We start from the raw sequence: 19,311 nt of genomic DNA on the forward strand, positions 1-19,311 counted from the left end.
CCGTTCACTCCTGCGTTGGTGCGGGTTCGTCCGCCGCGTCGGCGGGCACGGCGGCGTCGGATGCGGCGGCTGCGGCGACGCCGCCCGGCACGGCGGCGCCGGCGGCATCCCCGGCCACCGCGGCATCCGGTGCAGAGGCGACCGGTGCAGCGGCATCCGGTGCACCGGCGACCGGTGCATCGGGGGCATCGGCCGGCGCAGCGTCGGCGGCGCCGGCCGGCGCGGCGGGGGTGGACATGGTCGTGGGTTCGGGGCTGCCGGCGTACTCGTCGACAGTCAGCTCGGCCTCGCCGTCGGCCGGGCCGGTCCAGCGGACTGTCAGTTCCTCCAGCGCCTGCTCCTGCACGAACGCCACCAGGCCCTGCCGGTACAGCTCCAGCAGCGCCAGGAACCGGGCCACCACCTCGAGCGTCATCTCGCAGTCGGCGCAGAGCAGCGAGAACGTGGCGATCCCGGCGCGGCGCAGCCGGTCGGCGATGATCCCGGCGTGTTCGCGGACGCTGACCCGGACCATGTGCACGTGCGCGATGGAGACCTCGGGCACCGGCTTCGGGCTCATCGCCCTGACCGCGAGCGTGCGCAGCCGCTCCGGACCGATGCCCAGCACCAGGTCGGGCAGCGCCTCGGCGTACCGCGGTTCGAGGGTGACCGCCCGCGGGTAGCGCCGGCCGCCGACCGCCTCCAGCTCGGCGATGTGCGCGGCGGCCTCCTTGTACGCCTTGTACTGCAGCAGCCGGGCGAACAGCAGATCCCGCGCCTCCAGCAGCGCCAGATCCTCCTCGTCCTCGACCTCGGCCGAGGGCAGCAGCCGGGCCGCCTTGAGGTCGAGCAGGGTGGCGGCGACGAGCAGGAACTCGCTCGTCTCGTCCAGGTCCCACTGGTCGCCCATGGCGCGCAGGTACGCGATGAACTCGTCGGTGACCTTGTGCAGGGCGACTTCGGTGACGTCCAGCTTGTGCTTGCTGATCAACTGGAGCAGCAGGTCGAACGGGCCGGTGAAGTTGTCCAGCCGGACGGTGAAGCCACTGGTCTCCGGGCTGTCGGGCACCACACCGTCGACCTCGGCGGCCAGCTCCGCGGCGACGGCGGGGTCGCCGGGGCCGTGCGGCGGGTCGAGGGGCGGTGCGGTCACCGGGAAACCGTAGACGACGCGGCGGGCGGCCGGCGTGCGCCCTACCGGTCCGCCTGGGCGGCGATGACCTCCCGGGCGAGCTGCCGGTAGTTGCGCGCGCCGGAGGAGGCCGGGTCGAGGGTGGTGATCGGGGCACCGGCCACCGTGGACTCGGGGAACTTCACCGTCTTGGTGATGACGGTCTGGTAGACCTTGTCGCCGAACGCCTCGACCACCCGCTGGAGCACCTGGCGGCAGTGGGTGGTGCGGCTGTCGTACATGGTGGCGAGGATGCCTTCGAGTTCCAGGTCGAAGTTGAGCCGCTCGCGCACCTTGTCGATGGTGTCCAGCAGCAGCGCGACACCGCGCAGGCTGAAGAACTCGCACTCCAGCGGGATGAGCACGCCGTGCGCGACGGTGAGCGCGTTGATCGCCAGCAGGCCCAACGAGGGCTGGCAGTCGATCAGGATGAAGTCGTACTCCTTGCGGATGGTCCGCAGCACCCGCGCCAGGGCCATCTCGCGGGCGACCTCGTTGACGAGCTGGATCTCGGCGGCGGAGAGGTCGATGTTCGCGGGCAGCAGGTGCAGGCCGGCCACGTCGGTCTTGATGAGGACGTCCTCGGCGGTGACGTCGTCCTGCATCAGCAGGTTGTAGACCGACAGGTCCAGGTTGTGCGGGTTGACGCCCAGCCCGACGGAGAGGGCGCCCTGCGGGTCGAAGTCGACGAGCAGCACCTTGCGGCCGTACTCGGCCAGGGCCGCGCCCAGGTTGATGGTCGTCGTGGTCTTGCCGACGCCACCCTTCTGGTTGGCCATCGCGATGATCCGCGCCGGGCCGTGCCGGTCGGTCGGCATGGGTTCGGGGATCGGCTTGCGCATGGTGTACGCGGCCGGGTCGGCGGGGCCGAGATCGGCACCGAGCGTCGCCTGCTGCTCACGGAGCTCCGACGTCCAGGTCTCGGCACGGTCACCGTTTCCTGCCATGTCCTCGTTGCCCCCTCCCGACGACCACCCGGCGTCGGAGCCGTCCGACGTCCCTCGCGGCGCCGCTGCGCACCCCCGGTCCGTCGCACCTGGAGGCCCGCGCCGATGCCGACTGTACGCCACCGGCCAGCAGCGCGTTCGGTAGCGGGTCGGCGTGTCGGCCGCCCGTCAGCCGGGGCTCGCCACGTCGGCGCTCAGCGGGCGCGCGGATGCGCTGTCGCGTACACCTCGCGCAGCCGCTCCACAGTCACCAGCGTGTAGACCTGGGTGGTGGTCACCGACGCGTGACCGAGGAGTTCCTGCACCACGCGTACGTCCGCGCCGCCGTCGAGCAGGTGGGTGGCGTACGAGTGGCGCAGCGTGTGCGGCGAGACCGCGTCGGGACCGTCGACCGGCAGGCCGGCACGGGCGGCGGCGGTACGCAGCACCGCCCAGGCGCCCTGCCGGGTGAGCGGGCCGCCGCGCGCGTTGACGAACACCGCGTGGGTGCCGCGCCCGGCGGCGAGCAGCGCCGGTCGGCCCCGGACCAGCCAGGCGCGCAGCGCGTCGGCCGCGTACCCGCCGACCGGGACCAGGCGGGTCCGGCCGCCCTTGCCGCGCAGCAGCACGGCGCCGGCGTCCAGGTCGAGGTCGTCGACAGCGGCGCCGACCGCCTCGGAGATGCGCGCGCCGGTGCCGTACAGGAATTCCAGCAGCGCCCGGTCGCGCAGCGCGCGGGCGGCGGCGTCGCCGGTGGCGCCGGGTGTGTCGGCGGCCTCCAGCAGCCGCAGGACCGCGTCGACGGGGAGCGCGCGGGGCAGCCGGCGCGGCGGCGCGGGCGGGCGGACGTCGCGGCTGGGGTCGGCGCCGGCGAGTCCCTCGCGCAGCGCGAAGCGGTGCAGGCCGCGGACCGCGCTGGCCGCGCGGGCGGCGGAGGAGACGGCGAGCGGCGGGTGGTCGTCGTCGCCGGCACGCAGCCGGACCAGGTGGGCCTCGACCTGCGCGGGCCCGGCGGCGGCCAGGTCGTGCACCCCGGCTGCCGCAAGTGTGGCGAGGTAGCGGTCCAGGTCCCGGCGGTACGAGGCGAGCGTGTTCGCGGACAGCCCGCGTTCGACGGTGAGGTGGTCCAGGTAGGTCCGGACCGCACGGCGCAGGGCCGGCGCGGGTTCCGCGCCGGCCGCGCGCACGGCGGCGTCGGTCAGCTCAGCACCTCGTCCAGCGGCAGCACGTCCATGCCGTGTGCCTCGGCGACCGGGCCGTAGACGACCTTGCCGGCGTGGGTGTTCAGGCCCAGAGCCAGCGCCGGGTCGTTGCGCAGCGCCTGCTGCCAGCCCTGGTTCGCCAGTTCGAGGGCGTACGGCAGGGTGACGTTCGTCAGCGCGTAGGTGCTGGTGTTCGGCACCGCGCCCGGCATGTTCGCCACGCAGTAGAAGATCGAGTCGTGGACCTTGTAGACCGGGTCGGCGTGCGTGGTCGGGCGCGAGTCCTCGAAGCAGCCACCCTGGTCGATGGCGATGTCGACGAGCACACTGCCCGGCTTCATCCGGGAGACCAGCTCGTTGGAGATGAGCTTCGGGGCCTTCGCGCCGGGCACCAGCACCGCGCCGATGACCAGGTCCGCGTCGAGCACGGCCCGCTCGATCTCGTACGCGTTGGAGGCGACGGTCTGCAGGTGGCCCCGGTAGATGGCGTCGGCCTGGCGCAGCCGCGCCACGTTCTTGTCCAGCAGCAGCACCTCGGACTGCAGGCCCAGCGCGATGGCGGCGGCGTTGAGGCCGGACACGCCCGCGCCGATGACCACGGTCTTTGCCGCGTACACGCCGGAGACGCCGCCGGGCAGCACGCCCCGCCCGCCGCCGGTACGCATCATGTAGAAGGCGCCCACCTGCGGGGCGAGGCGGCCGGCCACCTCGGACATCGGGGCCAGCAGCGGCAGCGAGCGGTCGGGCAGCTCGACCGTCTCGTACGCGATGCCGGTGACCTTCCGGTCGACCAGCGCGTCGGTGCACTCGCGGGACGCGGCCAGGTGCAGGTAGGTGAAGAGCACCTGTCCCTCGCGCATCCGGTGGTACTCCTCGGCGATCGGCTCCTTGACCTTGAGCACCAGATCGGCGGTGTCCCACACCTCGTCGGCGGTGGCCAGGATCTTCGCGCCGGCGGCGGCGAACTCGTCGTCGGTGATGCTGGAGCCGACTCCGGCGCCTGCCTCCACGAAGACCTCGTGGCCGTGGCGGGTGAACTCGTTGACGCCGGCGGGCGTGATCGCCACCCGGTACTCGTGGTTCTTGACCTCGCGGGGGATTCCGACCTTCACGATGCAGACACCTTCCTCCGGGGCGACTCACCCCCGACTGCGCGGCCGCGCCGGCTCCGTTGCCGGCGCGGTCCTCCTGTCCCGCCGGCGGCAGTCTAGGCCCGTGGGAAGCCCACGGACGGCGACACTGTGACATCCGGTGCCCGCTGGTCCTGACGGTGTGTCAGGCATGCCTCGGACTGCCCGGTGGAGACGCCATCCGCCGACAGGACAAAGTTCGATGACATCTTCCCATCGGCTGAGCCGCGAGACCGACAAGACGTGAACCGATCACTATTGTGTCCGCTCATGACCACTCCTTATCAGCAGTACCCGCAGGGCGTCTCGGACAAGAGCAAGGTCGTCGCGGGCATCCTCGGCATCCTGCTCGGCTTCTTCGGCGCCGGGCGGTTCTACATGGGCGACACCAAGACCGGCGTCCTCCAGCTCGTGGTGAGCGTCGTGACCTGCGGCTTCGGCGCGCTCTGGGGCACCATCGACGGCATCCTGATCCTGGTCAACGGTGGCGTCGACGGGCAGGGCCGGCCGCTGCGCGACTGAGCGCAGGCACACGGAAGGGGCCGCGCGGTGCGACGCACCGCGCGGCCCCTTCGTCGTCCGTGCCGGATCAGCGCGGCAGCGGCGCCTCCGGGCGGCGCAGCTCGGTGAAGCCGGTGTCCCGGGCGCGGGCGGCGGCGAGCAGACCGGCCACGCAGGACGCGTTGGTGATCTCCCCGGCCAGCACCATCCGCACCGCCTCGTCCAGGTCCACGCGGACCACCTGGAGGTCGGCCTCCTCGTCGAGCCGGTCGTGCCGCTGCTCCGCCGGCACGTCGGCGAGGTCGCGGGCCAGGAAGACCCGCACCACCTCGTCGGTGAACCCGGGCGAGCTGTGCAGGTCGACGAGGACGTCGACGCGCCCGGCGGTCAGGTCCGCCTCCTCGGCCAACTCCCGCAGCGCGGCGGCGGCCAGGTCCTCACCGCCGACGTCCATCAGCCCGGCGGGCAGCTCCCACAGGTGCCGCCCGACCGGGTGCCGGTACTGGCGGATCAGCACCACCTGACCGGCGTCGTCGAGCGCCACCACGGCTACCGCACCGACGTGCCGCACGTAGTCACGGGTCGCGCTGCCGCCACCGGGCATGGTGACGTCGTCACTGACCACGGAGAAGATCCGGCCGGACCAGATCTGGCGGCGGCCGGTCACCTCGTACCGGTGCTCGACGCCGCTCACGCCGCCACCCCGCGCGTTCGCGCGGACCGGCCGCTCACTTGGCCGAGGCCTTCGCGCCACCGCCGCGGCCGGCCTTCTTCGCCGCGCCGTCCAGGTCCACCGGCAGCTGGTCGGCCTGCGAGTACGCCACGGCGGCGCCGACGAACGCGGCGAACAGCGGATGCGGCCGGGTGGGGCGGCTCTTGAGCTCCGGGTGCGCCTGGGTGGCCACGAAGAAGGGGTGCAGGTTGCGGTCCAGCTCGACGAACTCGACCAGCCGCCCGTCCGGCGACGTGCCGGAGATGGTCAGGCCGGCCTTGGTGAGCTGGTCGCGGTAGGCGTTGTTCACCTCGTACCGGTGCCGGTGCCGCTCGCTGACCTCGGTGCTGCCGTACGCCTCGGCGACGATCGAGCCCTCGGCCAGCTTCGCCGGGTACGCCCCGAGCCGCATGGTGCCGCCCAGGTCGCCCCGCCCGGCGACGATGTCCTCCTGGTCGGCCATGGTGGCGATGACCGGGTGCACGGCCTCCTCGTCGAACTCCAGGGAGTTCGCCCCGTCGAGGTTGGCCAGGTGCCGGGCCACCTCGATGGTCATGCACTGCAGGCCGAGGCAGAGGCCCAGCAGCGGGATGCCGTTCTCCCGCGCGTACCGGGCGGTGCCGACCTTGCCCTCGATGCCGCGGACGCCGAAGCCGCCGGGGATCACGATGCCGTCGACGCCGGACAGCGCGGCGGCGGCGCCCGCCGCTGTCACGCAGTCGTCGCTGGGCACCCACTTGAGCTGCACCCGGGCGCGGTGGCCGAACCCGGCCGCCCGGATCGCCTCGCTGACCGACAGGTACGCGTCGGGCAGGTCGACGTACTTGCCGACCAGCGCGACGGTGATCGTGTGCCGGGGCTGGTGCACCCGCTCCAGCAGGTCGTCCCAGCGGGTCCAGTCCACGTCGCGGAACGACAGGCCGAGCCGGCGCACCACGTACGCGTCGAGGCCCTCGCGGTGCAGCACCTTGGGGATGTCGTAGATGCTCGGCGCGTCCGGCGCGGCGGTGACCGCCTCCCGGTCGACGTCGCAGTACAGCGACAGCTTCTCCTTGACCTTCTCCGGGATCTCCCGGTCGCAGCGCAGCACCAGCGCGTCGGGCTGGATACCGATGCTGCGCAGCTGCGCCACCGAGTGCTGGGTCGGTTTGGTCTTCAGCTCGCCCGACGGCGCCAGGTACGGCACCAGCGACACGTGCAGGTAGAAGCAGTTGTCCCGGCCCAGGTCGTGGCGGATCTGCCGGATCGACTCCAGGAACGGCAGCGACTCGATGTCGCCGACCGTGCCGCCGACCTCGGTGATCACCACGTCGGGCACCTGGCCGTCGGCGTCCGGGTCGGCCATGCCGCGGATGCGGGCCTTGATCTCGTTGGTGATGTGCGGGATGACCTGCACCGTGTCGCCGAGGTATTCCCCGCGCCGCTCCTTGGCGATCACCGCCGAGTAGATCTGGCCGGTGGTGACGTTCGCCTTGCCGGAGAGGTCCCGGTCGAGGAACCGCTCGTAGTGCCCGACGTCGAGGTCGGTCTCGGCGCCGTCCTCGGTGACGAAGACCTCGCCGTGCTGGAACGGGTTCATCGTCCCGGGGTCGACGTTCAGGTACGGGTCGAGCTTCTGCATCACCACGCGCAGTCCGCGCGCGGTCAGCAGACTCCCGAGGCTGGAGGCGGTGAGGCCCTTACCCAGCGAGGAGGCGACGCCCCCGGTGACGAAAATGTGCCTGGTCGTCCGTGCTGTAGGGGCCAAGGCCTGCTCCCGTGTCGTCCGTAGCGGTCGTGCGAACCGCCGTGCCGATCAGCAGAGTGATCACGCGATCCACGGGATTCCACGGTAACACCATCCGGACCGTGAGCCGGCGTCGCACCCGCTGTCGGCGCACGTGAGGCCGGATCCGGCCCGGATCCGGCCCTTGATCGACACCACCTCGCCGATGTGGTGCCTTCCACCGGGCCTCGACCCCGCCAGCTCCCCGAACCGGCGGGCGGCAGACCTGGCGGGCCGCGCGGGCGGCCCGGGTCAGCCGGCGGGGATCTCCGAGGTCGCCGGGGTCGGCTGCGCGGGCACCAGCGCCCCGCGGGCCGTGCCGGCGGGGCGCGGCCGGTCCGGCGCCTCCGTGCCTGCGGAGTCCTGCCCGTCCGGCCCGACCGGCTCCCCGGCCTCCCCCGGGTCGCCGGCACCGTCAGCGGCCGCGCCGTCACCGGCCGGGCCGTCGGCAGCCGGCCGACCACCACCCGCACCGTCGCCGGCCGCGCCGCCCCGGGAGGAGCTGTCCGGGCCGCCCGGTGGGACCGCGCCCGTCTCGCCGCCGGGACGGCCGCTGTCGGGCACCGTACGGTCGGTGGAGTGGTCGAGTACCCGCAGCGCCGCCAGGGCCGCCATGGGCACCACGAGAGCCGCCGCCGCGCCGGCCACGTCCAGCGCCGACCCGCCGAGGAGGCCGCCCAGCCCGACGGCCACGCCGGTACCGGCCATCGCCGCCCGGATCGCCGGGTAGATGCCGAACAGCCGCATCAGCCCGCCCCACGGCTGGAGCAGCGCGAGCCAGACCAGCGCCGCACCGGCCAGGGCCAGCACGGTGAGCGGGCTGTTCACCAGCGTCTGGATGTTGGAGCTGCTGGACCGGTGCACGGTGAGCCCACCGGTGCCGTCGCCCACAGCGGCCAGGAACCGGCCCAGGCTGCCCCGCTCGTCCGCCGGACGGCCCAGGTCGACCAGGGCGAAGCCGACGGTGACCGCCAGCGCGGCCATGGTGGCCCAGGCCAGCCGGCTCACGGTGAGCCAGCCGCCGCTGCAGATCGCGGCCGCGACGCTGACGCCGGCGGTGAGCGCGATCGCGCCGATCGAGTCGGCGCCCAGGTACGGGCTGCCCACTATCACCACTGCGAGCCCGCCGACAGTCACCATCACGATCGGCCGCCAGCCCTTGCGGAACCGCTGGGCGAGCCAGCCGCCGCACAGCAGCGCCCCGGCGATGAACACGCCCAGCCCGACGGTGCCGAGCCCGGCGTACCGGCCGCCCTCCAGCGCCGAGTAGCCGACCACGCCGTTGAGCTGCAACCGGGAGCCGGTGAGCACGTCCACGCCGACGACGAGCGTGGCCAGCCCGGCCACCGCCCCGAGCGGGCCGAGGGTGCGCTCGTGCCCGGGAGTGAACCGGACCGCGGCGGTGCCGCCGACGATGAGCAGCGCGGTCACCGAGGCGTACCAGAGGCCGGCGTGGTCGCCGCGCCACCAGGGCACGGCGTCGGCGAGCAGCGCCGCGGGCACGGCGAGCGCGGCGGCGATCAGCATCAGCTCCACCACCGCGACGATGCGCGGGGACACCGGTTCCGGTCCGTGCGGGCCGGCGAGCCGGCGGGCGCGGCGCAGCAGCGGCAGCACCGCCACCGCGAGGGCGAGCTGGGCGGCGGCGAGCAGCGTGAAGAACCAGCCGGCGACGCGGCGCTGGGCGGCGGCCTCCCGGTCCGCGTCGGCCGGCGCCTCGATCGCGGCCCGCAGGTCGTCCGGCCGGTCGTCGACAGTCACCGCGGGGCGGCCGAGGAACACCCGTTCCGGCATCGGCTTGTCGAGCACGGCGAGCACTGTCGGGGCCAGGTCGATCAGTTGCAGGTAGCCGGACCGGGCGGTGCTGGGCGAGGTCAGCCAGCCGCCCTCCCAGCCGGGGCCGTCGGCGACAGCGACGTGCAGCCGCGCCGGGGAGTCGGTGTCGGACACGCCGGCGACCAGCACCAGCGAGCGCGGCGGCCGGGCGGCGAGCACCCGGGCCAGCCGGGCGTCGGCCTGCCGCGCCTGCGCGGCCCGTACGGCCGGATCCTCGTCGTCGACGGTGCCGACGTCGACGATGCTCAGCACGCAGGAGCCGAGCAGTTCGGCCGGGTCCTCGGGGAGCGTGGGCGCGTACCTGTCGACCCGGCCGAACGGGCGGGCGGCGGCCACCGCGGCACCCGGCCCGACCGCCACCGAGCAGCGCACCGACTCGGCCAGCGCGCCGGGCGTGGCGCCCCAGGAGAGCTGCTCCTGGTTGTGCACGACCGCGCTGGCCTGGTCGGGCAGGTTCGCGCCGATGCCGTCGGGCCGTTCGACGGTGACGGCGGTGGCCGGGCAGCCGCCGCTCGGGCGGGTGCCCGGCCAGGCGGCGAAGTTCCCCGCGCCGAGCGTGAGCCAGCCGTCGACCGGGCAGGTGGGACGGTGCGCGGAGCGGACCGAGAGCGACCCGATCGCGCCCTGCTCGGCCATCCGCCACAGCGTCGGCGTGTTCTCCGGGTCGACGTCGTCCCACCGCAGGCCCGCCGCGCCGACGAGCACCACGTAGTCGGCGTTCGGCCGGGTCGCGCCGTCCTCCGGGCGGGCGGACAGCGCGGTGATACCCAGCACCACCACGACGAGGGTCAGCAGCACCGGGGTCAGTCTGCGCAGCATCAGCGGTTCCCGGTGGAGAGCTGCGGGGCCAGCTCGGCGTAGAGGCCGGCGAGCGCGGCCACGGTGTCCGCCTCGGTGGGCCAGGTCGCGGCCCGGGCCAGGGCGCGCCGGCCCAGGTCGGCCCGGCGGGCGGGGTCGTCGAGCAGGTCGCGCACCGCCGCGTCGACGGCGTCCACGTCGCCCGGCGGCACCAGCACTGCCGCGTCGCCGACCAGGTCCGGCAGACCGCCGACGGCGGTCGCGACGAGCGGTACGCCGGCCCGCAGCGCCTCCTGCGCGAACAACTGACGGGCCTCCCAGTCGCTCGTCACCACCGCCAGGTCGGCGGCGCCCAGCAGGTCCGCCACGTCGGTGCGGTGCCCGAGCAGCGTCACCGGCGCGCGGGCGGCCGAGATCCGGGCGGCCAGCGGCAGGTACGCCGGACCGCTGCCCGCGATCACCACGAGCGGGGCGGGGGTACGGGTCCGCCAGCGGGCGGCGGCGTCGATCAGCACGTCGTACCGCTTCTGCGGGTGCAGCCGGCCCACCGACAGGATCAGCGGGCGGTCGGCGGCGACGCCGAACTCGGCGCGTACCGCGGTGCGGCGGCGGCGCGGCGCGGGCAGCGCCGGCGCGGCGACCGGGGCCAGGCGGGCGTCGGCGGCACCGAGCGCGGCGGCACGGTCGACCAGGTCGGCGGAGGCGCCCAGGGCGACCCGCACGGACCGGGCCACGACCCGCTCGACCAGCCGGGACACCGCACCGCGCAGGCCACCGGCGAGGACCGCGTTGTGCCAGGTGACCACCAGTGGCGCGGCGGGACGGGCGAGCGCGGCGACCAGGCCGGCGCGCAGCCCGTGCGCGTGCACCACGTCGACAGGTGTGCCGGCGAGCGCCCGGCGCAGCGCGGTGACCGCGCGCGCGTCACCCGGCGTGGGGCTGGCCGGGATCTCCACCGGCGTGAACCGGGCCCCGGCGCCGGTGAAGCCGAACTGTTCCTCGGTGGCGGCCGGGCCGCAGACCAGCACGGACGCGCCGGCCTCGGTGAGCCCTCGGCTGATCGAGCGCACGTGCTGCCCGACCCCGCCGGTGCTGGAGGCGAGCACCAGGGCCACCGACCCGGGCCAGCGCGGTGCCGGCGAGGCGTCCGTCATGAGGAAACGGTCTCCCTTCCGTCACCCCGCTCGCCGGGGTGCTGCTGCGCCGGCGGGCCGTCGTCCCCACCGGCCGGGCGTCGCCGGCGCAGCCGGCGGGTCACGGTCGCGAGCAGCGGCCGCAGGTCGCGGGCGTCGGTCAGCCAGGCGACGGCGAGGAACAGGACACCGACCACGACCCCGGACAGCATGCCCTGCGCGAGGGCCCACGGTGTCGTCGGGGTGCCGTCACCGAGCCCGGCGAGTCCCGCCGCGACGGCCGCCCCGCCGGCGCCGGCGACCACGGCGGCGAGCAGTCCGGCGGTGCCGGCCCGGCCGATCCCGGCCAGCGCCTCGCCGCCTGCGGCCCGCCGGACCGCGGCGATCAGCAGCGCGCCGAGCAGCAGCATGCCGGCCGACGTCGCCAGCGTCACCGCGAGCACCCGGTCGGCCAGCGGCGCCACCTGGGCGGACACCACGGCGAGCGCGGGCACGCTGAGCCAGCCGAGCGCGGTGGCGACGGTGGCCGCGCGGGTCTCGCCGCGGGCGTACAGCGCACGGGTGAGGACCGCGAACAGGCCGTAGCCGACCAGACCGGGCGCGAACCCGGCGATCCCGACCGCCGCGGTACGCGCATCGAGCGGGTCGGCGAAGAAGAAGTGCCCGACCGGGATCGCGGTGCCGACGAGCGCGGCGGCGCCGAGGAGGCTGAGCAGCACGACGCCGCGTACCGCCGGGGCCAGGGTCTCCCGGTAGGCGCGCTCGTCGCCGGTGGCCCGGGCCGCGACGAGCGTCGGGTACGCGGCCACCGCCAGCGGAACCGCCAGCACCGCCCAGGGCAGGAAGTAGACGGTCTGGGCGAGGTTGTAGACGACGACGTCGCCGGTGCGGCCGTAGGTGACCTGGTTGAGCGCGACCACCAGGGCGATCTGCTGGGCGGTCACGGTGACCACACCGGCGAGCGCCAGACCGCCGACCCGGGCGCGGGCGTCGGCCGGGAACCGGTAGCCGGGCCGGATCCGCAGCCGTAGCCGGCGCACCGGGATCAGCAGCGACAGCGAGAGCATCACCACGCCGAGCGTGGTGCCGGCGGACAGCAGCAGCTCGCCGCCGCGTCCGGCCTCCCCGATCGTGGCCTGCCGCCCCTCGGCGGCGGTGAACCCGAGGTAGACGGCGATGACCGTGACGCTGGACAGCAGCGGCGCGATCACCGGCCAGGCGAAGCGGCGGTGCGCCTGGAGCACGCCGGTCAGCACGATGCCCACGCCGTACAGCGGCAACTGCGGTGCGAAGACCCGCAGCATCCGCGCCCCGGAGGCCTGCTGCGCCTCGCTGAGACCGTTTCCGATCAGGCCGGGCAGCGGGTCGGCGAACACCGCCAGCAGCACCGCCAGCGGGACCAGCAGGCTGAGCGTCCAGGTCAGCAGCGCGCCGGTGGTGGCGGCCACCGCGCGCCGGTCACCCGCCTCGACGGCGCCTGCGAGCAGCGGTACGACGAGACTGGCGAGCGCCCCACCGGCGACGATCTCGAAGATGAAGTTCGGGACGTAGTTCGCCACCAGGTAGGCGCCGCCGAGGTCGGTGGGGCCCAGCATCCAGGTGAACACGGCGGTGCGGCCGAAGCCGGCGAGCCGGCTGAGGACGGTGAGGACGGCGATGAGGGCGGCCGCCCCGGCGACCCGGCCGGCGGCGGCGAGAGGAGCCGGTTTCGTCACGTCAGTCCGGGAGCCGGCCCAGCTCGTCGAGGTGCCGCAGCCCCGGCGTGGACGCGATGACCTGGGTGAAGCTGACCTTCTCGCTGGCGGCGGTGAGCGCGGCGAGCACGGCCAGCACGCCGGCCCGGCCCAGCGGCCCGGTACGCGCGGCCAGGCTCACCCCGAGCAGCGCGCCGAGCGCGTTGGCGCCGCTGTCGCCCACCATCACGCGCTCGCCGAGGTCGTCGCCGACCAGCGCGGCCGAGGCGCCGACAGCGCCCGCCGCGAGCCCGCCGTACGGGCCGGCGGTCAGCGGCGCGCCGAGCAGCATGCCGGACTTCAGCGCCCGGCCGGGCCGCAGGTCGAGCAGGTTGACCAGGTTGGCGGTGCCGGCCACCACGCCGGCGCCGAGCAGCACGTCGAGCCCGCGGCCGAACGCCCCGGCCCGCCGGCGGCGCGGATGCGCGGCGACCCGCCGGTCGGCGGCGAGCAGCGCGGCGGCGCCCAGCCCGGCCACGCCCACCCCGGCGACCTTGACCATCCCGGCGGTGACCTGACCCTCGCGCAGCGCGGCGAGATGCCCGGCGAACCCCTTGGCGGCCTTCTGCTCGGGGCGCGCGCCGACCACGTCGTCGTAGAGGCCGACAGCGCCCGCGCCGAGCCCGGCGACGAGTGCGGCGGCGCCGGCCGGGGCGCTACCGGCGCCGAGCGCGGCTCCGGTGGCCGCGCCGACGGCCAGGGCCGGACCGGCGGCCAGGGTCACGGTGCGGCCCCGGTAGTTGGTGCGCTCCAGCGCCGGGCCGCCGGGCGACGTGCGCGTCTGACGCAGCACGTAGCGGGCGGCCAGCGCGCCCGCGCCCACGGCGAGCAGCCGACCCAGTCTCACGGGACCTCCTCGATCCGGACTTCGAACGCGACGCGGCACGGACCGGGCGGCCCGCAGCGGTCACCGGGGCAGTGTAGGCACCCGGGAGGTGGCGTTGTCGCCCACGCCGTACTGGCCGGTCTTCTTCTCGGTGAGCTGCTGTGCCAGGGCGAGGCTGGTGCCCAGCTGGCCCTGCACGGTGTTGGCGTTGTCGACGGTGGAGATCGTCTGCGACAGCACCGGGTCGCCGCGCACCACGGAGACGAGGTTGCCGCCGGTCGAGCCCATCCCGGCGACCACCAGCGCGCCGGCCCGGTCGAACTGCTCGGCGATCTTCACCACCGACTCGTCCTTCTTCGCCGAGTCCTTGTCCACGTACGGCTGGCCGGTGACCATCACCACCGCCTCGGCGGCGGTGGAGATCTTGTCCGCCGGGGTGAGGTAGCCGGCGGTGGCGTACTGCTCCAGCACGGCGCGCCGGTCGGCCTCGCTGACCGGCGGGCTCCCGGCCGGGCGGTCGACCAGCACGTTTGCCAGCAGCGCGCTGGAGGTCTCCACGCCGTGGCCGTTGCCGGGCAGGTTGCCGGTGGGGGCGCTGTTCGGCCGGGCCGCGGTGACCGCCAGTTCCAGCAAGTTGTTGTTGCTGTCCGGGTTGACGAACTTGTCCTGCACGTCGATGCGGCCGGTGACGTCGGCGCCGGCGGTCTGGAGCATCTTCACCACGCCCTCGGCCTGGTCGCGGCCGCTGGGCAGGGTGAGCACCAGCACGCGGCGGCCGGTCAGCTTGCCGGGCAGCACGAGCTGGGCCATCTCGGCGGCGAAGTCCTCCTCGGTCTCCAGCTGCTTCTGCATGCTGTTGACCGACTGGCGCATCAGCGAGTTGTCCTTGCGCAGGCCGTTGACGTTCTCCCGGAGCGAGTCGGCGACCGGCCCGTTGAGGGCGGCTGTGCCGACCACCAGGCCGATCGCCAGTGCCAGGAACACCGCGGTCAGGGACACCACGTGGTAGCGAAAGTTGATCACGCTTGCAGCCTCTTGATCGTCGGGGAGCTAGAAGAGCTGGCCGAGCTGGAACACGAAATTGTCCCACCATTCGGAGACCACGCCCAGGTACGCCTTCCCGACGGTGGAGACCGCCACCGCGGAGGCCATCGCGGCCACCGCCGACAGGACCAGCAGCAGCAGCGACGACCCGGAGATGCTCTGCCGGTAGAGCCGGCTGACGCCCTTGGCGTCGACCAGCTTGCCGCCGACCTTCAGCCGGGTCAGGAACGTCGACGCCATGCCGCCGCGCCCCTTGTCGAGGAACTCCACCAGGGTGGCGTGCGTGCCGACCGCCACCAGCAGCGAGGCACCCTTCTCGTCGGCCAGCAGCATGGCCAGGTCCTCGCTGGTGGCCGCCGCCGGGAAGGTGATCGCCGGTACGCCGAGCCCGTTGACCCGGGCCAGACCCGGTGCCCGCCCGTCCGGGTAGGCGTGCACGATCACCTCGGCGCCGCAGCGCAGCACGTCGTCGGTGACCGAGTCCATGTCCCCGATGATCATGTCCGGCGTGTAGCCCGCCTCGACCAGCGCGTCGGCGCCGCCGTCCACGCCGATCAGCACCGGCTTGAACTCCCGGATGTACGGGCGCAGCACGTCCAGGTCGGCCTTGTAGTCGTAGCCGCGGACCACGATCAGGCAGTGCCGGCCCTGGATCCGGGTCTGGATCTCCGGCACGCCGACGCCGTCGAGCAGCAGGTCGCGTTCCTGGCGCAGGTAGTCCATCGTGTTGGCGGCGAACGCCTCCAACTGCACCGACAGGCCCTCCCGGGCGTCGGCCATCGACTTGGCCACGCTTTCGGCGTCCTGCAGCGAGCCGTGCGCGACCGGCTCGTCGCCGACGAAGACGGTGTTGCCCTCGATGCGGACCCGGTCGCCCTCGCGGACCTGCTCGAAGACGCTCTCGCCGAGGTCGTCCAGCAGCGGGATGCCGGCCGAGATCAGGACCTCCGGGCCGAGGTTGGGATAGCGGCCGGACACCGACGGCTTGGCGTTCAGTACCGCCGCCACACCCACCGCGACGAGCGAGTCGGCCGCCACCCGGTCCAGGTCGACGTGGTCGATGACCGCGATGTCGCCGGGTCGCAGCCGCCCGACCAGCCGTTTCGTCCGCCGGTCGAGGCGCGCGGTGCCGACGATGGAGCCCGGCTCCGGGTTCCGGCTCCGGCGCAGTGTGGGTAGACGCATCGTGACCATCCTGGCATGTGAGGCAGGTTTTGCTGTCGCGACATGCCTGAGCAGGGCCGCCTACCCAGGGAAGCACACCGGAACCCGCGCCGGTGTGCTTGCGCTCACAATCGGGGCATCACGGACGCCTTTCCTTGGCCGCCACGGCCAGGAGCTCCTCGGCATGGGCGATACCCAGATCCGAGTCCGGCAAACCGGCCAGCATCCGGGCCAGTTCCCGGGCGCGCTCGGTGTCCTCCACCACGCGCACCCCGCTCGTGGTGACCGCTCCCCCGGTGTCCTTGGCCACCACCAGGTGCCGGTCGGCGAACGCGGCGACCTGCGGCAGGTGCGTGACCACGAGCACCTGGTGGCTACGGGCCAGCCGGGCCAGCCGGCGGCCTATCTCCACCGCGGCCTGACCGCCGACACCGGCGTCGACCTCGTCGAACACCAGCGTGGGCGGGCCACCGGAACCGGCGAAGACCACCTCGATGGCGAGCATCACCCGGGACAGCTCACCGCCGGACGCGCCCTTCTGCAACGGCAGCGCCGGCGCGCCCGGGTGCGCCAGCAGCCGCAGCTCCACCTCGTCGGCGCCGTCCGCGCCGACGCCGGTCTCGACGCCGTTGACCGGCAGGCTCGGCTCGGACCGGCCCGCCGGGCGCGGCAGCACCGCCACCTCGATCCGGGCGTGCGGCATCGCCAGCCCGGCCAGCTCGACAGTGACCTCCTCGGCGAAGCGCACCGCCGCCTCCCGCCGGGACGCCGACACCCGGCCGGCCAGGTCGGCCACCTCACCGGCGAGCCGGGTCGCCTCGCGGTCCAGCTCGTCCAGCAGCTCGTCGGAGGTGTCCAGATCGGACAGCCGCGTGCGAGCCCGTTCGGCCCACGCCACCACGCCGTCGACGTCGTCGGCGTACTTGCGGGTGAGCGCGCGCAGCGCGGCCCGCCGCTCGTACACGGTCTGCAGGCGGGCCGGGTCGGCGTCCAGCGCGGCCAGGTAGGCCGACAGCTCCGCGGCCACGTCGGTGACGAGCGTGGCCGCCTCCTCCAGCCGGGCCGCCAGCTCACCCAGCGCCGGGTCGGTGCCGGCCTGCGCCTCCAGCGTGCGCCGCGCGGTGCCGAGCAGCACCGTCGCGTCCGGCGTCTCGTCGGTCGCCTCGACGCCGCCGGCCACGCACTGCTGCGCCACCTGCGCGGCGGTACGCAGCCCCTCGGCGTGTTCCAGCCGCTGCGCCTCGGCCTTCAGCTCGTCGTCCTCCCCCGGCTGCGGGTCGACCCGGGTGATCTCGTCCAGGCCCAGGCGCAGCAGGTCGGCCTCCTGGTTGCGCTCGCGGGCGTTGCGCCGCCGGTCGGCCAGGTCGTCGACGACGGTGCGCCACCGGGCGTACGTCTCGCGCAGCGCGTCGAGCAGCTTCTCGTGCTCGGCCCCGGCGAACCGGTCGAGTGAGGCGCGCTGCTCGGCCGGGCGCAGCAACCGGAGCTGGTCGGACTGGCCGTGCACGGCGAGCACCTGCTCGCCGACCTCGCCGAGCGTGGACACCGGCATGGCGCGCCCGCCCAGGTGGGCCCGGGAGCGGCCCTCGATGGTCACGGTGCGGCTGAGCAGCAGCGAGCCGTCCTCGTCGGGCTCGCCACCGGCGTCGAGGATGCGGGCGTGCACCGCCTCGGCCACCCGTCCGCTCAGGCGAAGCCGGCCCTCCACCGCCGCACGGCCCGGCTGGGCGCGCACCCGGCCGGCGTCGGCACGGCCGCCGAAGAGCAGGCCGAGGCCGGTCACCACCATGGTCTTGCCGGCGCCGGTCTCGCCGGTGATGACGTTCATCCCCGCGGCCAGCGGCAGCGTGGTGTCCTCGATGACGCCCAGTCCGGTGATGCGCAGCTCTTCCAGCACAGCACCCGACAGTAGCCCCGCCGTGTGACAGTTGACCAGCCGGCAGGGCGAGCCGCGGGCACCCGTACAGGTCAGCCCGGCGTGCCGTGCAGTGGCGGCCGGCCGACTTGATGACCTCCGCCGATGTGGACACCCGGCCCGGGCTGGCGTTCCGGGCCGCCCGGGCCGGCTGGATCCGACCGGGGGTCGGGGCGGGACGGCCCCAGGACCGCGTAGCCAGGTGGACACGCGCACGACGGAGTGGAGGCCGGGACGCCGGAGACCGTGTCGCCCAGCTCGCGTGCCGCCGCTTCCTCCGGCGGCGGCCCTGCGACCTGTCGGCCCGGCCGGGGTCGACACCCGACCGGACACGGCGTGCCGGTCCGCCCGCCGCGGCCGGCTACGACGCTCCGGCGTCCCGACCGTCGCGGCCCCGACCACCCCCTGGCCGAGCCCCGCGACGCCGGGCCGCATCCGGGAAGCGGCGGGCCTCACCGCCGCGCCCGGACTCACCTCTTCGCGGCCCGTACGCCCACCGTAACGCGCGCGGGGGCCGGGACCGGTGGGCCGAACGGAGATTTCCGCTGAGCCGCTGGTCAGCGACGGTTGCCCCGCCAGCCCTGGACGGGAAGGTCGAACTTGGCCACCAGCCGGTCGGTGAACGGTCGGGCCCGCAGCCGCACGATGCGCACCGGCAGCGTGCCCCGGCGCACCGTCACCCGGGCACCGGGCGGCAGGTCGTAGACGCGCCGCCCGTCGCAGCACAGCACGGCCAGCGTGGTGAACGGGTCGACGGTGATGACGAACGTCGACGTCGGCGCGGTCACCAGCGGGCGGCTGAACAACGCGTGCGCGCTGATCGGCACCAGCAGCAGCGCCTCCACCTCGGGCCAGACCACCGGCCCGCCGCCGGAGAAGGCGTACGCCGTCGAGCCCGTCGGGGTCGCGCAGATCACGCCGTCGCAGCCGTACCGGGACAGCGGCCGGCCGTCCACGTCGACGAGCAGCTCCAGCATCTGGGCGCGTTCGCCCTTCTCCACGCTGATCTCGTTGAGCGCCCACGACTCGATGGTCGGGCCGCCCTCGAACTCGGCGGTGACGTCGAGGGTGAGCCGTTCGTCCACCGTGTAGTTGCGGTCGACCACGTCACGCACGGCGGTGTCCAGGTCGTCGATCTCCGCCTCGGCGAGGAAGCCGACCTTGCCCAGGTTGATGCCGAGCAGCGGCACCTTGGCCGGGCGGGCCAGCTCGGCGGCGCGCAGGAACGTGCCGTCCCCGCCGAGCGCGAACACGATCTCGGCGCCCTCGGCGGCCTCCGGGCCGGTCACCGGCACCACGCCCGGCAGGTCCAGGTCGTCGGCCTCCTCGGCCACCACCCGCACCTCGAACCCGGCGGCGATCAGGTCGGCGGCCACCGCCCGGGCGTGCTCGGTGCTGCGTCGACGGCCGGTGTGCGTGACCAGCAGCGCGGTACGGCTCACCCGGACACCTCCTCGGTCGTGGCCGCCGTCGCGG

The 19,311-nt window shown here is 74.6% G+C and carries 15 protein-coding genes; 1 reads left to right on the forward strand and 14 read right to left on the reverse strand.

All coding sequences use genetic code 11. The features are described from left to right. Positions 1-4: 4 nt before the first annotated feature. From ACPCK6_RS20320 to ald, 4 genes are all read right to left on the reverse strand, one after another. Complete coding sequence (locus tag ACPCK6_RS20320; RefSeq protein WP_423481906.1) at positions 5-1,132, reverse strand: segregation and condensation protein A; 1,128 nt, start codon at positions 1,130-1,132, stop codon at positions 5-7. A gap of 41 nt (positions 1,133-1,173) precedes the next feature. Next, complete coding sequence (locus tag ACPCK6_RS20325) at positions 1,174-2,097, reverse strand: ParA family protein (RefSeq protein ID WP_013285595.1); 924 nt, start codon at positions 2,095-2,097, stop codon at positions 1,174-1,176. Positions 2,098-2,291: 194 nt separating this feature from the next. Further along, the gene (locus tag ACPCK6_RS20330; RefSeq protein ID WP_396884331.1) at positions 2,292-3,263 is read right to left on the reverse strand and encodes a site-specific tyrosine recombinase XerD; all 972 of its coding nucleotides are present in this window, start codon (positions 3,261-3,263) and stop codon (positions 2,292-2,294) included. Between the two features lie 11 nt (positions 3,264-3,274). After that, a complete protein-coding gene (gene ald / locus ACPCK6_RS20335; RefSeq protein ID WP_013285593.1) occupies positions 3,275-4,390 on the reverse strand; it encodes an alanine dehydrogenase in 1,116 nt (371 codons plus the stop codon). Between the two features lie 225 nt (positions 4,391-4,615). On the opposite strand from ald, the gene ACPCK6_RS20340 reads away from it, so the two are divergent. Then, the gene (locus ACPCK6_RS20340; RefSeq protein ID WP_396884342.1) at positions 4,616-4,930 is read left to right on the forward strand and encodes a TM2 domain-containing protein; all 315 of its coding nucleotides are present in this window, start codon (positions 4,616-4,618) and stop codon (positions 4,928-4,930) included. 67 nt (positions 4,931-4,997) lie between these two features. Here ACPCK6_RS20340 and ACPCK6_RS20345 read toward each other — a convergent pair whose 3' ends face one another. From ACPCK6_RS20345 to ACPCK6_RS20390, 10 genes are all read right to left on the reverse strand, one after another. Continuing rightward, positions 4,998-5,603, reverse strand: a complete 606-nt coding sequence (locus tag ACPCK6_RS20345) for an NUDIX domain-containing protein (RefSeq protein ID WP_396884330.1) — start codon at positions 5,601-5,603, stop codon at positions 4,998-5,000. A gap of 34 nt (positions 5,604-5,637) precedes the next feature. Next, complete coding sequence (pyrG, locus tag ACPCK6_RS20350) at positions 5,638-7,368, reverse strand: CTP synthase (RefSeq protein ID WP_396884329.1); 1,731 nt, start codon at positions 7,366-7,368, stop codon at positions 5,638-5,640. Between the two features lie 270 nt (positions 7,369-7,638). Continuing rightward, positions 7,639-10,041: a hypothetical protein gene (locus tag ACPCK6_RS20355; RefSeq protein WP_423481907.1), complete on the reverse strand. Its 2,403-nt coding sequence runs from the start codon at positions 10,039-10,041 to the stop codon at positions 7,639-7,641. After that, positions 10,041-11,174, reverse strand: coding sequence for a glycosyltransferase family 4 protein (locus tag ACPCK6_RS20360; RefSeq protein WP_396884327.1), 1,134 nt, complete (start codon positions 11,172-11,174; stop codon positions 10,041-10,043). The genes ACPCK6_RS20355 and ACPCK6_RS20360 overlap by 1 nt, the downstream gene beginning before the upstream one ends. Beyond that, entirely contained in the window at positions 11,171-12,868 is a 1,698-nt protein-coding gene (murJ, locus tag ACPCK6_RS20365) for a murein biosynthesis integral membrane protein MurJ (RefSeq protein WP_423481908.1), read from the reverse strand. The genes ACPCK6_RS20360 and murJ overlap by 4 nt, the downstream gene beginning before the upstream one ends. 1 nt (position 12,869) lies before the next feature. After that, positions 12,870-13,733 (reverse strand): hypothetical protein, encoded by an 864-nt coding sequence (locus ACPCK6_RS20370; protein ID WP_396884325.1) that lies wholly within the window; start codon positions 13,731-13,733, stop codon positions 12,870-12,872. A 60-nt stretch (positions 13,734-13,793) separates the two neighbouring features. Next, the gene (locus ACPCK6_RS20375; RefSeq protein WP_396884323.1) at positions 13,794-14,735 is read right to left on the reverse strand and encodes a copper transporter; all 942 of its coding nucleotides are present in this window, start codon (positions 14,733-14,735) and stop codon (positions 13,794-13,796) included. A 27-nt stretch (positions 14,736-14,762) separates the two neighbouring features. Beyond that, complete coding sequence (gene steA, locus ACPCK6_RS20380) at positions 14,763-15,941, reverse strand: putative cytokinetic ring protein SteA (protein WP_396884322.1); 1,179 nt, start codon at positions 15,939-15,941, stop codon at positions 14,763-14,765. Positions 15,942-16,059: 118 nt separating this feature from the next. Next, a complete protein-coding gene (gene recN / locus ACPCK6_RS20385) occupies positions 16,060-17,817 on the reverse strand; it encodes a DNA repair protein RecN (RefSeq protein WP_318333531.1) in 1,758 nt (585 codons plus the stop codon). 575 nt (positions 17,818-18,392) lie between these two features. Continuing rightward, on the reverse strand, positions 18,393-19,277 hold the full coding sequence (locus tag ACPCK6_RS20390; RefSeq protein WP_013285580.1) for an NAD kinase: 885 nt from the start codon (positions 19,275-19,277) through the stop codon (positions 18,393-18,395). Between the last annotated feature and the right edge of the window lie 34 nt (positions 19,278-19,311).

The organism is Micromonospora sp. AB353 (genome assembly GCF_049538395.1).
In the GTDB taxonomy this organism is placed as follows: Bacteria; Actinomycetota; Actinomycetes; order Mycobacteriales; family Micromonosporaceae; genus Micromonospora; species Micromonospora aurantiaca.

Bases quoted from the DNA above. Each gene is read 5' to 3' on its own strand.
- ACPCK6_RS20355 (WP_423481907.1), bottom strand. From the start codon at position 10,041: ATGCTGCGCAGACTGACCCCGGTGCTGCTGACCCTCGTCGTGGTGGTG.
- ACPCK6_RS20325 (WP_013285595.1), bottom strand. From the start codon at position 2,097: ATGGCAGGAAACGGTGACCGTGCCGAGACCTGGACGTCGGAGCTCCGT.
- steA (WP_396884322.1), bottom strand. From the start codon at position 15,941: ATGCGTCTACCCACACTGCGCCGGAGCCGGAACCCGGAGCCGGGCTCC.
- ACPCK6_RS20360 (WP_396884327.1), bottom strand. From the start codon at position 11,174: ATGACGGACGCCTCGCCGGCACCGCGCTGGCCCGGGTCGGTGGCCCTG.